General features: G+C 62.1%; 16 protein-coding genes. 6 read left to right on the top strand and 10 right to left on the bottom strand.

Annotated features, from left to right (window positions below):
- Positions 1 to 119: 119 nt before the first annotated feature.
- From KUV74_RS16905 to KUV74_RS21095, 5 genes are all read right to left on the bottom strand, one after another.
- The gene (locus KUV74_RS16905) at positions 120 to 683 is read right to left on the bottom strand and encodes a GNAT family N-acetyltransferase (protein ID WP_222516926.1); all 564 of its coding nucleotides are present in this window, start codon (positions 681 to 683) and stop codon (positions 120 to 122) included.
- An 83-nt stretch (positions 684 to 766) separates the two neighbouring features.
- Positions 767 to 1150, bottom strand: a complete 384-nt coding sequence (locus KUV74_RS16900; protein WP_315900852.1) for a VOC family protein — start codon at positions 1148 to 1150, stop codon at positions 767 to 769.
- A gap of 641 nt (positions 1151 to 1791) precedes the next feature.
- Positions 1792 to 2202 (bottom strand): VOC family protein, encoded by a 411-nt coding sequence (locus tag KUV74_RS16895; RefSeq protein WP_124804317.1) that lies wholly within the window; start codon positions 2200 to 2202, stop codon positions 1792 to 1794.
- Positions 2203 to 2368: 166 nt separating this feature from the next.
- A complete protein-coding gene (locus KUV74_RS16890; protein WP_261395562.1) occupies positions 2369 to 2716 on the bottom strand; it encodes a GFA family protein in 348 nt (115 codons plus the stop codon).
- Positions 2717 to 2849: 133 nt separating this feature from the next.
- Entirely contained in the window at positions 2850 to 3254 is a 405-nt protein-coding gene (locus KUV74_RS21095) for a GFA family protein (protein WP_222516924.1), read from the bottom strand.
- Positions 3255 to 4265: 1011 nt separating this feature from the next.
- Between KUV74_RS21095 and KUV74_RS16880 the strand changes: the two genes are divergently transcribed.
- Positions 4266 to 5024 carry a TlyA family RNA methyltransferase gene (locus KUV74_RS16880; protein WP_222516923.1) on the top strand — a complete coding sequence of 253 codons (759 nt, stop codon included), beginning with the start codon at positions 4266 to 4268 and terminating at the stop codon, positions 5022 to 5024.
- 129 nt (positions 5025 to 5153) lie between these two features.
- On the opposite strand, the gene mscK is transcribed toward KUV74_RS16880, so the two are convergent.
- Positions 5154 to 8588 carry a mechanosensitive channel MscK gene (mscK, locus tag KUV74_RS16875; protein ID WP_222516922.1) on the bottom strand — a complete coding sequence of 1145 codons (3435 nt, stop codon included), beginning with the start codon at positions 8586 to 8588 and terminating at the stop codon, positions 5154 to 5156.
- A gap of 151 nt (positions 8589 to 8739) precedes the next feature.
- Here mscK and KUV74_RS16870 point away from each other — a divergent pair, with 151 nt between their 5' ends.
- The 5 genes from KUV74_RS16870 (at position 8740) to KUV74_RS16850 (ending at position 12099) form a co-directional block, all read left to right on the top strand.
- Positions 8740 to 9864: a phospholipase A gene (locus KUV74_RS16870; RefSeq protein WP_108132605.1), complete on the top strand. Its 1125-nt coding sequence runs from the start codon at positions 8740 to 8742 to the stop codon at positions 9862 to 9864.
- A 136-nt stretch (positions 9865 to 10000) separates the two neighbouring features.
- Complete coding sequence (locus KUV74_RS16865) at positions 10001 to 10390, top strand: YqjD family protein (RefSeq protein ID WP_045993309.1); 390 nt, start codon at positions 10001 to 10003, stop codon at positions 10388 to 10390.
- Positions 10390 to 10806 carry a phage holin family protein gene (locus KUV74_RS16860; RefSeq protein WP_222516921.1) on the top strand — a complete coding sequence of 139 codons (417 nt, stop codon included), beginning with the start codon at positions 10390 to 10392 and terminating at the stop codon, positions 10804 to 10806. The genes KUV74_RS16865 and KUV74_RS16860 overlap by 1 nt, the downstream gene beginning before the upstream one ends.
- 38 nt (positions 10807 to 10844) lie before the next feature.
- A complete protein-coding gene (locus KUV74_RS16855; protein WP_045993311.1) occupies positions 10845 to 11144 on the top strand; it encodes a YqjK-like family protein in 300 nt (99 codons plus the stop codon).
- A 220-nt stretch (positions 11145 to 11364) separates the two neighbouring features.
- On the top strand, positions 11365 to 12099 hold the full coding sequence (locus KUV74_RS16850) for a ParA family protein (protein ID WP_124804312.1): 735 nt from the start codon (positions 11365 to 11367) through the stop codon (positions 12097 to 12099).
- A 62-nt stretch (positions 12100 to 12161) separates the two neighbouring features.
- Here KUV74_RS16850 and KUV74_RS16845 read toward each other — a convergent pair whose 3' ends face one another.
- The 4 genes from KUV74_RS16845 to KUV74_RS16830 form a co-directional block, all read right to left on the bottom strand.
- On the bottom strand, positions 12162 to 13196 hold the full coding sequence (locus tag KUV74_RS16845) for a CHAD domain-containing protein (protein WP_222516920.1): 1035 nt from the start codon (positions 13194 to 13196) through the stop codon (positions 12162 to 12164).
- A gap of 53 nt (positions 13197 to 13249) precedes the next feature.
- The gene (locus tag KUV74_RS16840; RefSeq protein ID WP_222516919.1) at positions 13250 to 15184 is read right to left on the bottom strand and encodes a vWA domain-containing protein; all 1935 of its coding nucleotides are present in this window, start codon (positions 15182 to 15184) and stop codon (positions 13250 to 13252) included.
- A 206-nt stretch (positions 15185 to 15390) separates the two neighbouring features.
- Positions 15391 to 15954 carry an RNA polymerase sigma factor gene (locus KUV74_RS16835; RefSeq protein WP_197037111.1) on the bottom strand — a complete coding sequence of 188 codons (564 nt, stop codon included), beginning with the start codon at positions 15952 to 15954 and terminating at the stop codon, positions 15391 to 15393.
- A gap of 277 nt (positions 15955 to 16231) precedes the next feature.
- Positions 16232 to 18418, bottom strand: a complete 2187-nt coding sequence (locus KUV74_RS16830) for a TRAP transporter permease (RefSeq protein WP_222516918.1) — start codon at positions 18416 to 18418, stop codon at positions 16232 to 16234.
- Positions 18419 to 18463: the final 45 nt, after the last annotated feature.

Here is an 18463-nt window from a genome sequence, read left to right as displayed (position 1 = left end):
GGACTGCTACCCTCGCCGCCACCCGACTCGGCTTGCCAGGAATCCCGGTGCATGAATGTCTGGATTCAAGGTCGTTTAGCTCATTGACGTCGCCATCATGCGCTTGCCACGTGCAATTCTCAGCTAGCCATTGCTGAAGGGCCGCTTGCCAGTCGACCATACATTGCCGAGTCAGAGACAATGCCGTTGACTTCCCAACGCGGCCTTAACAAGCCTTCTCGGGAAAACCCGAGTCTCTCTAGCGCTTTTGCAGAGGACTGGTTGTCCGGGTCGATCTCTGCCTCAATTCGACGAAGCCCCAGTGAATTGAAACCATACTGAATTAATGCCTCGCCTGCCTCACCAATGTAACCCCTTCCCCAAGCAGAGCGACCCAACCCAAATCCGATCTCGGCACGCTTGGATTCCTTGTCATAGCCAAACAACATACATTTACCGGCCAGCTCACCTGTAGACTTCAGATATACGCCAAGAACGAGCGATTTTTGACGTCCCATCAAATCATTACTCGCATTGATGAAGTCAATGGCGTCCTGAAGGGTTTCCCAAGGCGCAGTATTCCAATACCGCATAACCTCAGGATCAGAGAAAATTCCCAGCAGGCTTTCCGCGTCCTCAATTGCTATAGGCCTAAGTTTTAATCGTTCAGTTTCCACAACTGGAAAAAATAACTCTTTCGACATTCACCTCTCCACTTTTGCGTATAACGCTGAGCAAAGCGACGCCACTTCAGTAGCAGCCAATGGCCCTGTACTGACGCGATTCATTATGCAGTGATCTGTTGCACAAAGCCGGACTCATCCCGAACTCCAACTCGGTTGCCATCAGGATCACTGATATTGATGGTTCTTCCCCATGCACTCTCGGTAATAGAAGCTTCGATGCCCCATGACCTAATTTCCCTCAGCGCATCTTCCAGGTCATCAACGTTGAACCGCAACTTGAAACTGCACTCTTTTGGCGACTTGATTCCTTTCTTCGCCTTGCCCCCCTGTTCAACCATCAGGTATCCGCTTCCATACTCGAAACAGGATAATTTAAAGTCATCCTCATTTTTTTCGAACAGTAGAGGAAGACCAAATAGGTCGCGATAAAAAGCAACGCAATCCGAATAGTTTTCGGAGTTCAGAATGATTCCGTAACGGGACACATTCGCGTACACAACTCCCCCTACTGCTTGACGTTTAGCGTACCGGCGAAATATGGAGCGCAGCGACAAAGCTTGCCCGCGTTCACGCGGTGGTTAGGCGAGTTTACTCCATATCGCAAAGATAACCGACATATCGACCACAATATAAAATAAATGGTAAAGGCCCAACTTTCTTGCGTCTTCAGCCACTTGTCACACCGCAACTAAGCTTCATTAAATGCGTGCTCACAGCTCAAACACTTAAAATTATCAAGAATATTCTCGTCTACTGCCCTACCCGTCATCGCTCCAGCCGTAGCACCTACTGTACCTCCTGCCAAGGCACCCGCGATAGCTCCCGCCACTGTTCCAATCGAGGCTCCCGCTGCCGCACCGAGAGGGCCAGCAATCACGCCAACTGCCGCACCTGCCTTTCCTCCCGCAGCAGCGCCAGCAACGGCGGTTGCCGCCCCACCGGCTGCTCCACCCATCCCCCCGATGGTAGCGCCGGCTCGCTTTCCATAATTCCGCTTGTCAATCTTTAAAGATCCACACTTTGGACACTGCATTGTCACTCTCCTTCTGCATAACGCCCAGCGTAACCGGTTGGCTTTTCAGCGTCAGCGGAAAAGCCAGTCCGCGTTGATGCTATGGTTAGGCTCTTATTCATGAAGCCATGGCGCATAACTCAGACCTACCAACACTCCCTCGGGGCTCATAAACCTTGCAACTGTCTGCCCCCAGGGTTCAGTCCGGGATTCATGAACGAACTCCTGCCCCCTTTCCTTCAATTCTTTCACTGCCGCTTCCACTGCAGCTGGGTCCGCCAACTCAAATTCAATTGTAGCTGTCGGCTCAGGAACATGGTCAGGCCATTCCTCCTGCCCAAAACAAGATTGGGCCGCCATAGCGAGGGGCCATACCCCGAAATGATTCGCTCCTGGGAATTTATCCATGAAGCGATAATCGTCCATCTTTTCTAGCGGCAGACCTAGCGCATCCTCATATAAGGACGTACTTGCCGCAGGGTCTTTGGTAATAGATGCAAAGCCTGCAATACACTTGATTTCCACTCAATTCCTCCGTGGCTCATGGAGCCTAACACCTGAACTCAGGGGCATTTGCGCTTTGCGATAGCAAAGCGGGTGACGGGTCAAATGTCCCCTACAGCAACTGGTTAGGCCACACTGGCTCAACCTTTGATGATTGTGAAAAGAAGCGCGACGATTCATCGGCGGCCTATTCTTCAACACGGCTCGTGGGGTCACGATCTTGGGTGTAGCGCCGGACAGATGGAAACGCCGGCAACCAAGACTCTCGACGGCTCGTCCAGAGTTCGTAGGTCGGGGTTAGTTGATCAGGAAAGTCCAGCGAACCTAGATTGACCTCGATTTCATCTGCGCTGCACGAATAGACCGATGAGCCGCATTGTGGGCAGAAATGACGCTCCTCATAGTTTCTGGTCTCGCCATCGATCATGACTGCGTCTCTGGGAAAAACGGCGGAAGCGTGAAAGAGGGCACCATGGTGCTTGCGGCAGTCAAGACAATGGCACAGGCCGACGCGATAAGGCTGGCCTGATGCCATAATTCGAACGGCACCACATAGGCAACCACCGTTGTATGTGGCCATTCATTGCCTCCAGTGAGCAGTACGCATCCGTGCGGCCTAACGCCTGAGATAACCGGCATGCGTAAGCATGTCCGAGTTGATTGATTTGTTAGGTATCTTCACCTTCATGCCCCTCTAGGTAAACAGGCAAATCATCGCCTAGTTGAAACCAGGACAACTTATATTTAGCCATAGTTAAGTCCTTTGGTGGTAAATTCTCAGGGTCATCCAAGGTGCAGGTGGTAACATCAATAGACGATGGTGATTCAGTAGAACTGAAGGTTAGTGGTGTACCGCAGTCTGGGCAGAATGTACGAGTACCATGAGCGGAAGACTTAAATATTGAGGGACTGCCACTAATAAAATGGAAGTCTTCAATTGGCACCGTGAACCAAGTGACGAGTGGAGCTCCACTGGTACGGCGACAAATAGAACAGAGGCAATTGGTTTCGAAGCTGGGTGAATGGCCAGCCTCGTAGATTATTTTGCCGCAGAAGCAATGACCCTTTAACATAAGACTACTCACTGATACCTAACATTTTTAATCGTAGGCGTGCTCAAATTTTCCGCGACTAGTTCCGCAAAGCCCCCGATTATCTACTTGAAATCCCACGGGTGGTTTCACTTCTCCGTCAATTCGCGAAATCTGAAAACGTGCATGCTCATTTTTTCCGATAACCGTGCCGCATATTGCTTCGAGGCTTTTTTCTATCCTTTTGTTTTTCCAACCAAAACCTTGAGACTATGCGCATTAAGTGAGCACCCACTTTCAGCATTCCCTGCCGGCCCTCGGCGTGCAGCCAGATATACTGTGTATAAATCCATTTTAGTACGAGCGCTGCGGCCCCATCAGGAGACCCTTGCTGGCCTCCCCCACAGGGCAATCAGTCGTTGTAAATCAGGTGGCGGAGAGATAGCGGTGGAAAGCGGCGAGACAAACCGTTCGGGCACCCTACCGGGAGGACATGCCACCCGTGCAAGTCCCTTCCCTGAACATCACGGTGGCGACGTCATCGCTCTCTGGCGGGGAAATATTACAAGTTGGGTAGGCTGGGACTGGGTGCTGCGCGTGGTGTGACATGACGTATTAGCAGCCAAGGTTGTGGCTTTGGCTTGTCACCTGATTCCGTCGTTCGATCAGCATTCCCTCGCCGTACTGCTTGTCACGCCGCCACTTGTCGCAACTCCGCACAGAACCTGACGCCTTGTGCAATCCTAAGTAAGCTTGTTGGTTTTTAGCATAGCCTGCGATCCTGGCCATTTCGACCGGAAGGTGGCGCTAAAACTGGATAGTCTCCCTACGGTGTGAGAGCCCAGGCGATGTTGAAAGGGGACGAGCGCTTACCATCGGCAAACGACAGGTTAGCGAGTAGTAACTGACGGGATGTGATGAAGGGTGGTGATAGCCGGCTCAAAGCGGTGGAGGCTGGTGTGCGCCCCCACAGGGGCCTCGCCGTGGCATAATGCGCCGGCATTTTCTGCTTGAACTCCAGACGGCCCGACCAAGGCGCCACAGGAACACCCCATGCCACGTCTCGACCAACTCCTCGTCAGCCAGGGCCTGGTTCGCTCTCGCACCCGCGCCCAGCGGTTGATCCGCCACGGCCGCGTCTCCCGCCGGGATGACGGCAAGGTTTTGACACGCCCCGGGGAGAAGTGCCCCGACGACCTCGCTCTGGTGGTCGCCGAGGACCCGGAGGAGCGTTACGTTTCCCGCGCCGGACTCAAGCTGGAAGCAATGCTCTCGGCGCTGGAACTGTCACTGGACGGCCGCCTGGTGCTGGACGTGGGCCAATCCACCGGGGGCTTTACCGACTGCGCCCTGGCCGGCGGTGCGCGCCACGTCATCGGCATCGAGGTAGGCCACGGACAGCTCGACGATAGCCTGCGGGGCGACGCCCGCGTCAGTTGTCTGGAGGGGCTCAACGCCCGCCACCTTAGCGAAAGCCGCGAACTGGCGACGCTGATGGAGAAAATCGGTCGGCCGGAGGTGGCGGTGATGGACGTGTCCTTTATCTCGCAGACGCTGATCCTGCCGGAGCTGGCGACGCTGCTGGCACGGGACGCCCTGCTGCTGTCTCTGGTGAAGCCCCAGTTTGAGCTGGGGCCTGGTGCGGTGGATCAGCGAGGCTTGGTCAGCGACCCACGCCGCTACGCCGAGGTCGAGCAGCGCATCCGCGAGTGCTGCGCCTCGGTCGGCTTCGAGATCCTGCACTGGCAGGAAAGTCCGATCCTTGGTGGCGACGGCAATCGCGAGTTTCTGCTACAGGCCCGCCGGCGCTAGCGATAGGCTGTGCGACGTGTCATGCGACGGGCTATGCGACATGCCATGCAACGGGCTGTGCGACATGCCATGCAGCAGGCCTTACAGCAGACCATGTAGCCTTTCGCCAGCGACCGCGGTCGGTCGCCCTCAGCGCCCGCCGGCGTCTCCGCCCCCATCGCTGCCGCCGCCATCCCCGATACCGACGTCACCCGGGTCACCCTTGGCCCCGGGGGGCGGATGGCCTTCCTGAGGGTCGCCCTTGACCCGATGCACGCCCTTCCACACGTCGCGCTGCCCCGAGCGTCGAATGTGTACATCGAGCTGGTCGAAGGCGATACGGATGCCATGCTCGGAGAACATGTCGCCGATGCGGCCGTTGAGCTCGTCGGTGGCCAGCAGTCGATCCCCCAGGGCATTCACGTAGATGCGCAGTTCGTACTCCATGGTGCTGGCGGTGTAGGCCATGAAGTAGATCTCGGGGGGCGGGTCGGACAGCACCCGCTCGTTCTCCTCGGCGGCCTGCTCGAGCAGGCGATGCACCAGGCTGCGATCGGCGTCGTGGCTGACCCCATACTTCAACGTCACCCGCGTCACACTGTCCGACAGTGACCAGTTGATCAGCTGGTCGGTGACGAAGGTCTTGTTGGGGATGATGATCTCCTTGCGATCGAAGTCGGTGACCGTGGTCGCGCGGATGCGAATCCGGCTCACCGTACCGGTAAGGTTGCCCAGGGTAATGGTGTCACCGATGCGTACAGGCCGTTCGAACAGGATGATCAGACCCGAGATGAAGTTGGCAAAGATCTCCTGAAGACCGAAACCGAGACCCACGCCAAGCGCCGCTACCAGCCACTGCAACTTGGCCCATGACACCCCGAGTGCGCCCAGGGTCATCACCGTACCGGTGCCGACGATGGTGTAGGACAACAGCGAACTGATGGCGTAGGCGCTGCCCTGCTTGAGCTCCAGGCGCGACAGCACCATCACCTCGAGCAGACCCGGCAGGTTGCGCGCCAGCATCATGGTCACCCCGGCGATGAACAAGGCCACCAGCACGTCGCCGACACTCAGGTTGTCCTCAAGCGCCTCGCCACCCTCTCCGGTGGCACCTTCCACCAGGGTGACGTTATCGAGGTAGCCGATGACCCCGAGAAAGTCGGTCCAGACCAGATACAGCAAGGCGGCGAAGCCGATGGTCAGCAGCAGCTTGGACAGCCTCAGCGACTGCTGGTTGACCTGCTCCATGTCCAGCGGCGGCTCTTCGACGATATCGAGGCCACGGTCGTTGTCGTCCTGGGCCAGGGCTCGCCGGCGAGCCAGCGCACGACGATAGGCCAGGCGTCGGGCCGCCACCGCCAGTCCGCGGACCACCGCCGCCTCGACCAGGATCCACACGCCCAGCAGGTACAACGAGATCACGAAGCGGCTGACCAGGCTCAGCGCCGAGTAGACGTAGCCATAAAGCACGGCGCCACCCAGCACCACCGGCACCATCGCCAGCGCCAGCCCCAGCACCAGACGAAAGAGCTTCACCCCGAAGAAGGGGGTATGGGCCATGATCAGCTTGCTGAGCGCCACGCTCATGCCGATCAGCCCCAGCAGCAACAGCCCGAGCCCCAGCGGGCGCTGGTTGAAGGTCACCGCAGCGTCCCTGGCAAGCGGCGCGATCAGCAGCACCGGCGCCATGCTGACGCCAAGCCACAAAAGCCACCAGCGCAGCTTGCCCACGTACTTGACCGGCCAGTGGAAATGACGTGTCGCCACGCCGTCGCTGACCAGCAGGCGACGCGACCAGGCGACCACGCCCCAGGCCAGTGAAAGCTGCAGTACCGAGTAGCCGACATCCGCTGCCACCTCGGAGCCACCGAGGGTCAACAGCAGGCCGAAGGCCACCAGGCACAGCGGTCCCGGTGCGGCCACCAGGGCGTTCAATGCCACCGCCTTGGGCGTATGCAGCTGAGAATCGTAGCGAAGTCGACCGATCTGGTCGTGCAGGGTGACCAGGCGACGCATGATCGCGCGCCTGAGCGCCAGCAGCAGCAACACCACCAGCAGTACCGGGACCGCTACCCAGGCACCAGGCCCCGGCCAGCGCCAGTTGTGAGGCAGGATCTGGCGCCACTCGCCCTCCCGCCACTCCATCATCAGGTTCTGGGGGATCTTCATCAGCCAGCCGAGATCGATGGGCCTGGCGTTGGCCACCCAGAACAGCTGTTCGTCGATGCTGGTGCGCAACTGCGCACTGATGTCGAGCAACTGCTGCTGGTTGAGCTGCATATCGATGGCAGCCGTGAGGATCTGACCGTAGGTGGGCTCTAGCTGGCTGATCAGCTCACGCCGAGAATTGAACAGCTGCACCAGGGGCTCCACCAGGGGCTCGGGCTCATCCACCTCGGCCTGCGCCAACACCTCCCTTGCCAGTGCCTCCGGGGAGCGCAAGGCGTCGCGTTCGCTGTCGAGTTCGAACTGCGCCAGTCGTACATCGGCGATCTCGTCACGCAGGCCCGGTCGTGGCTGCACCTCGGGCAGCGATCCGCGCTGCTCACGCAGGATGCGCGACAACAGCACACTGCCGCGCACCGCCTCGATGTTCTGGGTCAGCCCCTGCTGCAGGCGACGCACCCGTTCGAGCTGGCGACGCACTTCGAGTCCGTCACGCACCAGATCGTTGGCTCGCGAGGTGGCGTTGAGCAAGTCCCTGGAGAGCTGACGGTTGGTGGTCTGGGCCGCCTGAATCACCGGATGCCGTGAGATGGCCTCTGGCTCATCGCGTACCGCCTCGGCGATGGCCCGCTCGGTCTGCTCGCGGCGCAGTCGATCGAGCCGGCCCTGCAGAGCGGAGACCCAGGCCTCCTCGCTTGCCGCCTCCAGTTTCAACAGCGCGAGGCGCTGCTGCAGCACCTCACGCATACGTGTATTGGTATTGAGCTGACGCTGGTGCAGCTCGAGCTGAGCCTCGGCCAGAGCCTGGCGCGCCCGCGCCGCCACCCGCAAGGGGGCATCTTCCGGCACGTCACGACGATTGAGGTCTTCGAGCTTGACCCTCGCCTCATCCATCTCCCGATTGGCCTCGGTGATGGCCTGTTGCGCCCGCTCCGGCAGCGTCTGGGCCCCCAGCAACTGGCTCTGCACACTAGTCAGGGTATCCTGGGTCGACTGCAGCACTCGGGTGGCGTCGCTCAGGCGCTGCTCGACGGCCGGCATCTTCAGCCCCTCGAGCTCAGCCAGATTGTGCGACTCGCCTTCTTCACTCTGGCGCAGCGCTTCCTCCAGCGCCGCCAGCCGTTCCGGTGCCTCCTCGATACGCCGCTCTAGACTCTCCAGGTCACGCTCGACCTCGGCCAATTTCTCCACCGCATCGATCGCCTCTGACAGCGCATCGATCTCTTCCTGCGCCGTGGCGCTTGGCGGATCGCTGGCATTGGCGACGCGCTCGTCAAGGCGCGACTGCAGCTCTTGCTTGTCCGGCAGCCTCTTCTCGGGCGCTTCCTGGGCCACCACCGCAGATACCGACAGCAGAGACAGCAGCAACACCAGCAAGAGGGGGAGTATTCGGAACAACGAAGAAGGCGAGCTGGGCATCTTAAGAGAACTTCCTGTCGCAGCGTGGAGGAGGCGAGATTCTCAACCCAGTGTGTCAGTATGGCAATCCAGTGCAAGATTCTTCCACGAAGTTGACTCGCTGCGCCGCCATGGTAGAACAACGCCTCCACCTGTCGAATGGATTCACCCTATGACCCGCCCCGCCGTCCGTTCCTCCCTGTTCCCTTCCCTGCTGGCGCTTGCCATCAGTGGACAGGCCGTCGCCGACGGCGGCCTGACCGACGCCGAGCGCGCGGCCAAGGAGGCGCGTATTGAGGCCCTGAAGGCTGAGCTCGCCAAGCTGGAAAATGAACTCGACGATGACGAGGCCCAGCGCGAGGGTGCACAGGCCGTGGCCGTCAGTAGCGCCGGCACTTCATCGACGGTCAACGCCGAAGCCCCCGACACCACCGGTCTGCCCGCCTCCGAGGAGATCGTTGCACGTGCCTCGGGCAAGCCCATCGAGGAGACCGTCGAGGAGCGTCGTCAGCTAGAGCAGGAGTCCGAGAGCAACCCGTTCTCGATCACCACCCACCGGCGCAACTACATCCTGCCGATCAGCTACAACACCAACCCGAATTCCGGCGCCTTTCGTGCCGGTGAAGACGATGCTGACATGGACAACACCGAACTCAAGTTTCAGTTCAGTGCCAAGTTCAACATCGCCGAGGACGTGCTGTTCGACAACGCCGACCTCTACTTCGCCTACACCCAGAAGAGCTGGTGGCAGGCCTACAACAGCGACGAGTCCTCGCCGTTTCGCGAGACCAACTACGAGCCTGAGTTCTTCATCGACTTCCAGAACGACACCACCCTGTGGGGCTGGACCAACGTCAACAACCGCATCTCGCTCAATCACCAGTCCAATGGCCGCTCGGACCCGCTGTCTCGCAGCTGGAACCGGGTCATCGGCACCACTTCCTGGATCAACGACGAGTGGGCGCTGGCAGTCTCGCCGTTCTGGCGCATCCCGGAAGACGATAGTGATGACGACAACCCCGACATCGAGGACTACGTGGGTTATGCCGACGTCACCGTGGCCCGGCAGATGTTCGACACTCACGAAGCCAGCCTGCTGATGCGCGGCAACCCCGACGAAGGCAACTACGGCACCCAGCTCGACTACTCCTGGCCGCTGTTCGGCAAGGTGCGTGGGCACGTGCAGTACTACTATGGCTACGGCGAGAGCCTTATCGACTACGACGAGCGCGTCAATCGCCTGGGTATCGGCTTCAGCATGAACCCGCTGTTCTCGGCGGGCGGCTTCAATCCGTGATGCCGGCGGCGGCCAATTGTGCTTCTTTGCACAGTCGGCCGCCGGCCATTGCCGTGACTGCTATTCTGATGCGAGCATGAACGGGTAAAGATTCATCTTTGGTACCGTTAATCCACCTGCGTCAAAGGAAGACACGATGGCTACACGAAGCTCCAGCACCACCGCCAGCAAGTCCAACGCCAAGAGCGCGGCAAGCGACGCGGACACCAGCAGCTCCAGCGCCTCCACCGAGCAACTCAGGGACGACCTCAAGCAGCTGTCGAGCACCCTCGAGGACCTGCTGAGCGCCACCGCCGACGACTCCAGCGAGACCGTCAAGGAATGGCGCAGCAAGGCAGAGGCGCGACTGAAGGACACCCGTGCTCGCCTCGAAGCCACTGGAGAGCGCGTCTACCGTCAGACCCGCGACAGCGTCACCGACCAGGTCGATGCCTGTGATCGCTACGTCCACGACAACCCCTGGAAGAGCATCGGCATCGGTGCTGCCGTCGGCTGCATCGTCGGTATGCTGATCGGGCGGCGCTGATGGCAGACAGCCAAGGACCGGTACAACGGCTATTCGGGGCGGGCAAGCGCGTCCTCTCGACCCTGATCGCCACCGGCGAGACGCGCCTGCGTCTCGCCGTTCTGGAACTCGAGGAAGAACGCGCTCGACTGGTAACCCTAGCCCTGTTGCTGGGGCTGAGCATGGTGTTGCTGATGCTCGGCATCGCCACCCTGACGGCCTTCGTCGTGGTGCTGTTCTGGAACTCCTTCCGGCTGACCGCCATCGCCGTATGCGCGGCGGTGCTTCTGGCAGGAGGCGTCGGGCTGGCCCTGGCGGCAATGCGCCTGGCACGCCGTCGCACGCTGCTGGTCAGCACCTTGAAGCACCTGGCACTGGATCGAGAGCTTGCCGAAGAATCGATGCGGCCGGACGTCGATGAGCCACATCGTCGATGAGCCGCCATCTTTCTGCCGACACGTCAGGGAGCAATGCCATGAGCCGCGATGACCGCCGTGCGAGCCCCTCTCGCGCCGAGCGCAAGGCCGAACTCGAGGCCACCATCGAACAGCAGCGGCTGGACATCCTGCTGGCCTCGCGCCGTTTCCATCTTGCCGGAGAGCGCATCGACGCCGGCTGGCAGGCGCTTAGTCGCTATCGCACGCCGGCCCTGCTTGCCGCCGGCACGGCGCTGATTCCCGTGCTGCGCCACCCCGGCCGACTGGCTCGCTGGGGTCGCAAGCTGGTAGTGACCGGTCTCGCCATCCAGCGCGTCAGGCGCCTGGTCAAGCGCTGACAGGACACCGCCACCCCACTGTCCAGCTCTACAGCACCCAGCCCCTCTGCGCCCAGACCTTCAGCGCCCCAACCTTCAGCCAAGAAAGTTTGTTGTTGCAGCGACTACCAAGACCGTATACAAAACAACGTCAATATCCCCTGGTGAACAACGCCATTCACTGCACAAAGCTGTGCTAAAGTCGTTGTTCTAGTTCATCAAATTCACGGGGCGAATTGCGATGCGGATGTTGTCGCTTTACAGCATCAAGGGGGGCGTGGGCAAGACGGCGTCGGCGGTCAATCTAGCCTGCGAAGCCGCCGCCTGTGGCCACAGGGTGCTGCTGTGGGACCTGGATCCCCAGGCGGCAACGACGTTCTATCTGAAGATCAAGCCCAAGATCCGCGGTGGCGTCGAGAAGTTGGTGAAAGGCAAGGCGGCCTTCAACAAGGTCATCCGCTCGACCAACGTGGATGGCCTCGATGTGCTGCCGGCCTCGCTGGATTCCCGCGAGATGGACCAGCTGCTCGAGCATCATGGCTCCAGTCATCTGCGTCAGATCCTCGGCAAGGTACGCGACGAGTACGATCTGGTCATCCTGGACTGCCCACCGACGCTGTCCCACATGTCCGAGAACATGTTCACCAGCGTCGACGCCCTGCTGGTGCCGGTGGTGCCTTCCACCCTTTCGCTACGCACCCTGGAGCAACTCGAGACCTTCCTCGACGACCAGGATCTGGTCTGCCCGCTGTGGCCCTTCATCACCCTGGCCGATCGTCGCCGCACCATGCATCGCGAGGTGATGGAAAGCTTCGGCAAGCGCTGGCCGCTGCGGCTGTCCAGCGTCATCCCGGCGGCCAGTGCGGTCGAGCGCATGGGGCTTGAGCGCGCCCCAGTACGCCACTTCGCCCCCTATACCCCAGCGTGCCGCGCCTACGCCAGCCTGTGGAAGGAGATCGAACAGCGCCTGGCCTGATTGAACGGCCCGAGGCTTGTTCTCGGGCGCGCCCTCAGGGCCGCCCTGGGTCTTTTTCAGCGCTATTGCGGAGCCTTCATCAGTGTCACGGCCTCATTGATCCTGGCCTCGAGACGCTCCAGGCGCGGCTTGCGACATAGCGCCTGCACCCGCTTGAGGTTCTGCTCTGTCTGCGCCTCGTGGTGCGCGTGCAGCAGCATGAAGCCGCGTAGATGGCGAGGCGCGGTGGCCCTGGGTGAGGCCTGCTCGAGCGCTGCCTCCAGGCGATCCAGGGTTTCTTCCTCGGTATGCAAGAGCGCCGCCGTGGTCAGCACGTCGCCCCTCACCAGGTCGTCGTGGAGATCGCCAAAGGCATCCTGAAAGGTCTTCAGCTCTTCCTCGAGCTCGGCGAAGACCTCGCCCTGTTCCCGCCAGGGACGCAGCAGGTAGCGCAGCCGCTTGCCGGTGATACGCGGACGGTGCAGCGTCTCTTCTTCCTCGCGCCCTTTTACCGCGGCGAGCTCCTCAAGCCAGCCCTCACCAAGCCGGGCCAGCACCTGGGCCGAGGCGTCACCAAACCGAGGCTCCTTGCCGGCCTTGTTGCTGCCTTTTTTCTTGTCCTTGTTCTTGTCCTTCTTCTTGCTGTCCTTGTCTTTGCCCTTGTCCTTGAGAGCGGCCTTGCCGGCAGCCTCGCGCAGGCGGGTGTCGAGCAGCGGAAACCCCGCCACACTGGCGTCGATGGAGGCGTACTCCTGTTCCACCTGCGCCGCCAGGCGCTCCCGCCACCAGCCGATGGCGCCACGCTCCGGCGCTCCCGTCGTCTCGGCCACACTATCGAGCCAGGCCAGCATCACCTCACCGTCACGAGCGTCGTTGGTGGCTCGCGCCAGCGCCGTCAACTGGCGCAACAATGCCTTGTCGATCGCAAACCCCGGCTGATCGCCAAACTCCTTGATGGTGCTGCGCAGGCGCCTCAAGGCCACCCGAAAATCGTGCAGCCCTTCGCTGTCCTCGGGTTCCTGGATGCGCGGATAGGCCTGACGAGCCTCATCGAGCATCTCAAGGATGACGGCTTCAAGCACCGTCCCCAGCCGCCGTTGTCCCAGCGCCTTGGCCATACACTCTCTCCTGAACAAGAAATAGATGATGCATTCAAGCGTAGCGCAGAAACTCAGCGATCCGACAGTCCGCCGGCCAGGCGCATCAGGCGTACCGCCTCGGCGCGATAGCCGTAGCGGTCCTTGCCCTTGCTGGCCTCGGCCAGCGCGATAGCCTCATCCCACCCCCAGTCGCCCAGGTAGCGATCGTCACCCAGCAGCTGGCCGAAGCCTGCGATGGCGGCGGCGAAGGACGCCTCGCTGTCGGCTGTCGTCACGCCTGGCGAGATCGGCGTTTCGATCAGGCGGCTTTGCGACTCCCCCGGCACCTTGTAGCGCAGCGCCACATGCCCCAGCTCGTCATGCTGGCCCCCCGTCAGTTGCTGTCCCTGCTGATAGCGGGATGGCCGGGTCAGGGCAGCGCTCGAGCCCACAGGGGCAATCTCGTAGAGCGCCGTCACCTGATGACCCGCGCCGATATCGCCGGCATCGACGCGGTCGTTGCGGAAGTCCTCTCGCCTGAGCGCGCGGGTCTCGTAGCCGATCAAGCGGTACTCCTGCACCCGCGCCGGATTGAATTCGACCTGCACCTTGACGTCGTTGGCGATGGGCTCGAGCGACGCCGCCAGTTGGTCCACCAGCACCTTCTGCGCCTCGGCCAGACTGTCGATATAGGCGGCCTGGCCGTTGCCATGCTGGGCCAGCGACTGCATCACGGCGTCGTCGAGATTACCTCGGCCAAAGCCCAGCACCGACAGATACACGCCGCCCTCACGCCGGTCGGCGATAAAGCGCTCTAGCGCCTCGGGATCGCTCAGGCCAAGATTGAAATCGCCGTCGGTGGCCAGCAGCACCCGCGTCGTCTCGTCCTCGCCGTTCATCTGCCCCGCCAGCCGATAGGCCTGGCTCAGGCCGGCTTCGCCGGCGGTACCACCGCTGGGCGCCAGGCTCTCGAGCGCTTGCATGATCTCCTCTGTGTTCGATGCCTCAGTCGGTGCCAGTGCCACCCCGGCGCCGCCGGCGTAGGTGACGATGGCGACCTGGTCGTCGTCATTCAGCTCACCCAGCAACAGCGCCATGGAGCGCTTGAGCAAGGGCAGCTTGTCTGGCGAGCGCATCGAGCCGGAGGTGTCGATCAGCAGCACCAGGTTGACCGGTGAGCGGGGCCCAGGCGTGGCCGCCCTGCCCTGCAGCGCCACGCGCACCACCTGACGCTCGGGATTCCACGGCGAGGCAAAGACATCGACCATCGGGCGAAACGCCTCGGCGTCCGGCTGGGGGTAGTCGTAGCCGAAGTAATTGATCATCTCCTCGATACGCACCGCCTGGGGCGGCGGCAACTGCCCCTGCATCAGCGAAGAACGCACCACCGCGTAGCTTGCCGTGTCCACGTCCACCGAGAAGGTCGACACCGGCGTCTCGGCGGTCACCCTGACACTCGAGGCGTCGAACTCGGGATAGGCTTCCGAGGAGGCGGTGGGCATCTGGACCGAAGGTCCCGGGCTCGGCAAGGGCGCTATCCGTGCGACCTCCTGACTCGGCATCAGGCCGCGCATCTCCATCGATGTCGAAGGAGAGAGCGACGTCGATGGTGAAGAAGAGAGCGCGGGAGATCGCGACACAGAGAGCCTGGGAGCCTCGGCCAACTGAGTGACCTGCCCCGCAGACTTGCTTTCCGTCTCGACAGCCGTCACGACGGCCGTATCAAGGGGCATGTCACCGGCCATCTGGTCTGCCACCGGTCCTGTCTTGCTCGCCACAATCGCCAGACGTTCGCTCTCGTTCGACTCAGGGGCAGACTCGGGCTTGCCGGCAGTTCGAGGTGGCGAGACGGCCATCTCGGCATCCTGGCTCGGCTCGGGCCCTGTCATGGCGTCGAAGTCCTGGCCCTGGGGCCACAGCAGGTAAAGCCCCAGTGACAGCGCCGCCAGCGAGGCGGCCGCAGCCACTGATGGTCGACGATGCAATGGGCGACGGTGTGACGGGCTGTGGCTAAGCGATCGATTCATGCTGGCATCCCTCCGGGGTGAACGCGGCCGCGACCTGATGTCGTCGCGACCTTCCCCCGAGAGACGTGGCTCGGCGTTGGACTCTTGGTCGGCGGCCTGACGTTGATCGAACCGGTCAAGCGCCGCCTTTAGATGCCCGGACTTCACCTCCGCCTCCGGCGCGGGTGCCGATGACAAGGCCCGTTCGAGGCGCTTCAGCTCATCACTCATCTTTCCTCCTCCGCCTGGGCCAGCGCGCTCAATTGTCGTTTCACCTCGCTCATGCGCCAGGCCACGGTACCTTCTGAAACCTCCAGCACCTCGGCCACCTGCGCCTGGGTCATGCCTTCGCCCAGGGACAGCGCCACGGTGTCACGCAGGTCAGTCGATAGCGTCGCCATCGCCCTGGCGAGCCAGCGCTGTTCATCGTCGCGCTGTCGATTGCGCTGGTGTCGGCCACGCTCCCAGGCCTCCCAGCCCTCGGCAGCCTTGCGCCGCGTGGCCTGCTGCCGGCGACGATCGTGGGCGGCGTTGACCGCTACCCGATAGAGCCAGGTAGTAAAGGCGGCGCGCCCGTCGAAGCGGATTAGCTTGTCGGGCAACGCCAGGCAGATGTCCTGGGTCAGATCCTCGGCCTCGGCGCGGCTGCCGGTCAGCCGCCAGGCCAGCGCATAAAGCCGGTCGTAGTGGCGAGACAGCAGGCACGCGAAGGCCTCACGCTCGCCTCCGGCGGCGCCCTTCACCAGTTCTACATCCGTTGGCGCCCGGGTTTCGGGCTCTTGAATCGACAAGTGGCCGCTCCTCGCGGTCGGGCTCTCGGAAATACACATCAGCCCACAGGGGGGCATCTACATGTAAAGACGTCGCTGGTAGCCGATTCCTTGGGCGGCTGAGAAAAAAAGTGGCGGACAGGGATCGCTTGAACAGGAAGCCTCCACGTCTGCAAACGGTAGTAGCACAAAAAGAGGCGGCCCGTAGGCCGCCTCCCCCGCGATTTACCACCTGGGCTTGCGCTCAGGTCCAGGACGCCAGGTACCGCGGCGTCCTGGCTTTGCTGCCTTGCGCTCCTCAGGAGGGCAGCGTACCGGCGCTCTTGTGGCGCCAGCGTTGCACGCCCCAGATCGCCGCGCCCAGTCCCAGGCCGATCAAGTCGGTGACGAGGCCACCGGAGATCATCGCCAGGGCGGCTGCCCCAAGCACCACACGCTGGAGCAGATTCGCCGGAGCCGCCAGGAAATAGCCCTGAAGCGCCGCCGCCAGCAGATAGATGCCGATACCGGCGGTGATCGCCACCCTCAGGATCGCCCACCAGGCCCCCTGCATCAGAAGCTCGGGGCTGTAGAAGAACATGAAGGGCACGATGAACGCCGCCAGGCCGAACTTGAACGAAGTGGCCGCGGTCTTCAGCGCATTGGTGTTGGAGATCGCCGCCGCCGCGTAGCCGGCCAGCGCCACTGGTGGCGTGATCGCGGACAGAACCGCGTAGTAGAACACGAAGAAGTGTGACACCAGCGGCGAGATACCGATCTGCTGAAGCCCCGGCGCCACCACCGACGCCGCCACCGCGTAGGCCGCCGTGGTCGGCATGCCCATGCCAAGCAGAATCGAGATGCACATGGCGAAGAACAGCGCCAGGAAGTGGCTGGTGTCGGCCAGCCCCAGCAGCATGGAGGCAAAGCGCGCACCGACGCCGGTCAGCGAGATCACGCCGACGATGATGCCGGCACAGGCGCACACTGCGATCAAGGGCACCGACATTCGGGCCCCCAGTTCCAGCGCCCGCAGCAAGGCCTTGGGCCCCATCCAGTGCGGCGTCAGCCAGGACACCACGGCGGCGCTGGCCATCGCCAGGGTGCCGGCACGGATCACCGAATAGCCCATGAACAGGGTGGTGATCAGGATGATGATCGGCAGGAACAGATAGACCCGCTTGAGCATCTCGGTGACCAGCGGCAACTGGTCCTTGGGCAGACCCTGCATGCCGTCGCGGCGGGCTTCCAGGTCCACCATCAGATAGATGGCGAGGAAGTACAGCGCCGCCGGTATCAGCGCGGCGAAGGCGATCTCGGTATAGGGGATGCCGGTGATCTCGGCCATGATAAAGGCGCCGGCGCCCATGATCGGCGGCACGATCTGGCCACCGGTGGAAGCTGCCGCTTCGATGCCGCCCGCGCTGAGCGGATGGTAGCCCACCCGCTTCATCAACGGGATGGTCAGCGAGCCTGTGGCCACCACATTGCCCGCCGAGGTGCCGTTGATCATGCCCATCAGCCCCGAGGCGAACACCGCCACCTTGGCCGGGCCACCGCGCGAACGCCCGGCCACGGCGAAGGCGAAGTTGACGAAGTAGTCCCCGACCTTGGAGGCCTGCAGAAAGGCGGCGAAGGTGATGAACAGGATGATGTAGGTGGACGACACCGCGGTGGTCGGCCCCAGCACCCCGCTGTCGGTGTACAGGTAGGTGAAGAAGCGCTTGGCCGTGTAGCCGTCATGTTCGAGGATGCCCGGCAGGTAGGGCCCGGCAAAGGCGTAGAGCAGGAAGACACTGGTGATGGCGATCAGCGCCAGACCGGCGATACGCCGGGTCAGCTCCATGATCAACAGCACCCCACTGGCCGAGACCAGCAGTTCAGGCGTGCCCACCAGCGGAGTGCCCGCCGCCATGCGCCAGCGTCCCAGTACGAAGATCAGAAAGGCCGCCACCACCAGCGCCGATACCATCAGCGCCAGATCCGGCCAGTGAATGCGATCACCACGACTGGGAAAGCACCAGCTCGATACCACCCCCGCCACGCTGGCGATCGCCAGCGCCACCGCCAGATGCAGCGGCAGCCAGTTGGTCACCGCCACACCAGGGCCTTCACTCAGCCCCCACAGGGCCAGCGCGCAGGCACCCGCGTAGCCACTGGCGAGTGCCGTGATCAGCGCAGCGAGACGTTCGAGTCCTGCTGGCCTTGAGCCCTTGCCGGCCCCGCCTTCAGGGTCCACCGACATCGCTGCGGTGATGGCAAAGCCGACCATCAGTCCACCGGCGATGTGCAGAATGCGAAAGGTCCAGGTCTCGATCGGCGCGATATTCAGCGCGTAGAGGTGCATCGCGGTAAACAGCACGCAGCCGAGCATCACTGTCCTGCCGACCAGCCCGCCGAGGACGCGCTCGTTGTGGGCACGGGGCAGCTCGTCGGCGCCATCCGCCACCACCGTCTGAAGCGGAGCCACCTCGTCGGCGGGCTCCGGTTGTCTTGTCGTTGTCATCTCGCTGTACCTCAGGTCACGAGGGCCGAGGCCCTGGCGGACCCC

The sequence above is a fragment of the Halomonas sp. DP1Y21-3 genome, from assembly GCF_019801245.1.
GTDB lineage: Bacteria > Pseudomonadota > Gammaproteobacteria > Pseudomonadales > Halomonadaceae > Halomonas > Halomonas litopenaei.
The sequence above is the reverse complement of the archived record's forward strand: the minus strand, read 5'-3'. Positions and strand labels throughout refer to the sequence as shown.

Coding starts and splice junctions, on each gene's coding strand:
- KUV74_RS16905 (WP_222516926.1), bottom strand. CDS start 683: ATGTCGAAAGAGTTATTTTTTCCAGTTGTGGAAACTGAACGATTAAAA.
- KUV74_RS16890 (WP_261395562.1), bottom strand. CDS start 2,716: ATGGCATCAGGCCAGCCTTATCGCGTCGGCCTGTGCCATTGTCTTGAC.
- KUV74_RS21095 (WP_222516924.1), bottom strand. CDS start 3,254: ATGTTAAAGGGTCATTGCTTCTGCGGCAAAATAATCTACGAGGCTGGC.
- KUV74_RS16880 (WP_222516923.1), top strand. CDS start 4,266: ATGCCACGTCTCGACCAACTCCTCGTCAGCCAGGGCCTGGTTCGCTCT.
- mscK (WP_222516922.1), bottom strand. CDS start 8,588: ATGCCCAGCTCGCCTTCTTCGTTGTTCCGAATACTCCCCCTCTTGCTG.
- KUV74_RS16870 (WP_108132605.1), top strand. CDS start 8,740: ATGACCCGCCCCGCCGTCCGTTCCTCCCTGTTCCCTTCCCTGCTGGCG.
- KUV74_RS16865 (WP_045993309.1), top strand. CDS start 10,001: ATGGCTACACGAAGCTCCAGCACCACCGCCAGCAAGTCCAACGCCAAG.
- KUV74_RS16860 (WP_222516921.1), top strand. CDS start 10,390: ATGGCAGACAGCCAAGGACCGGTACAACGGCTATTCGGGGCGGGCAAG.
- KUV74_RS16855 (WP_045993311.1), top strand. CDS start 10,845: ATGAGCCGCGATGACCGCCGTGCGAGCCCCTCTCGCGCCGAGCGCAAG.
- KUV74_RS16850 (WP_124804312.1), top strand. CDS start 11,365: ATGCGGATGTTGTCGCTTTACAGCATCAAGGGGGGCGTGGGCAAGACG.
- KUV74_RS16845 (WP_222516920.1), bottom strand. CDS start 13,196: ATGGCCAAGGCGCTGGGACAACGGCGGCTGGGGACGGTGCTTGAAGCC.
- KUV74_RS16840 (WP_222516919.1), bottom strand. CDS start 15,184: ATGAATCGATCGCTTAGCCACAGCCCGTCACACCGTCGCCCATTGCAT.
- KUV74_RS16830 (WP_222516918.1), bottom strand. CDS start 18,418: ATGACAACGACAAGACAACCGGAGCCCGCCGACGAGGTGGCTCCGCTT.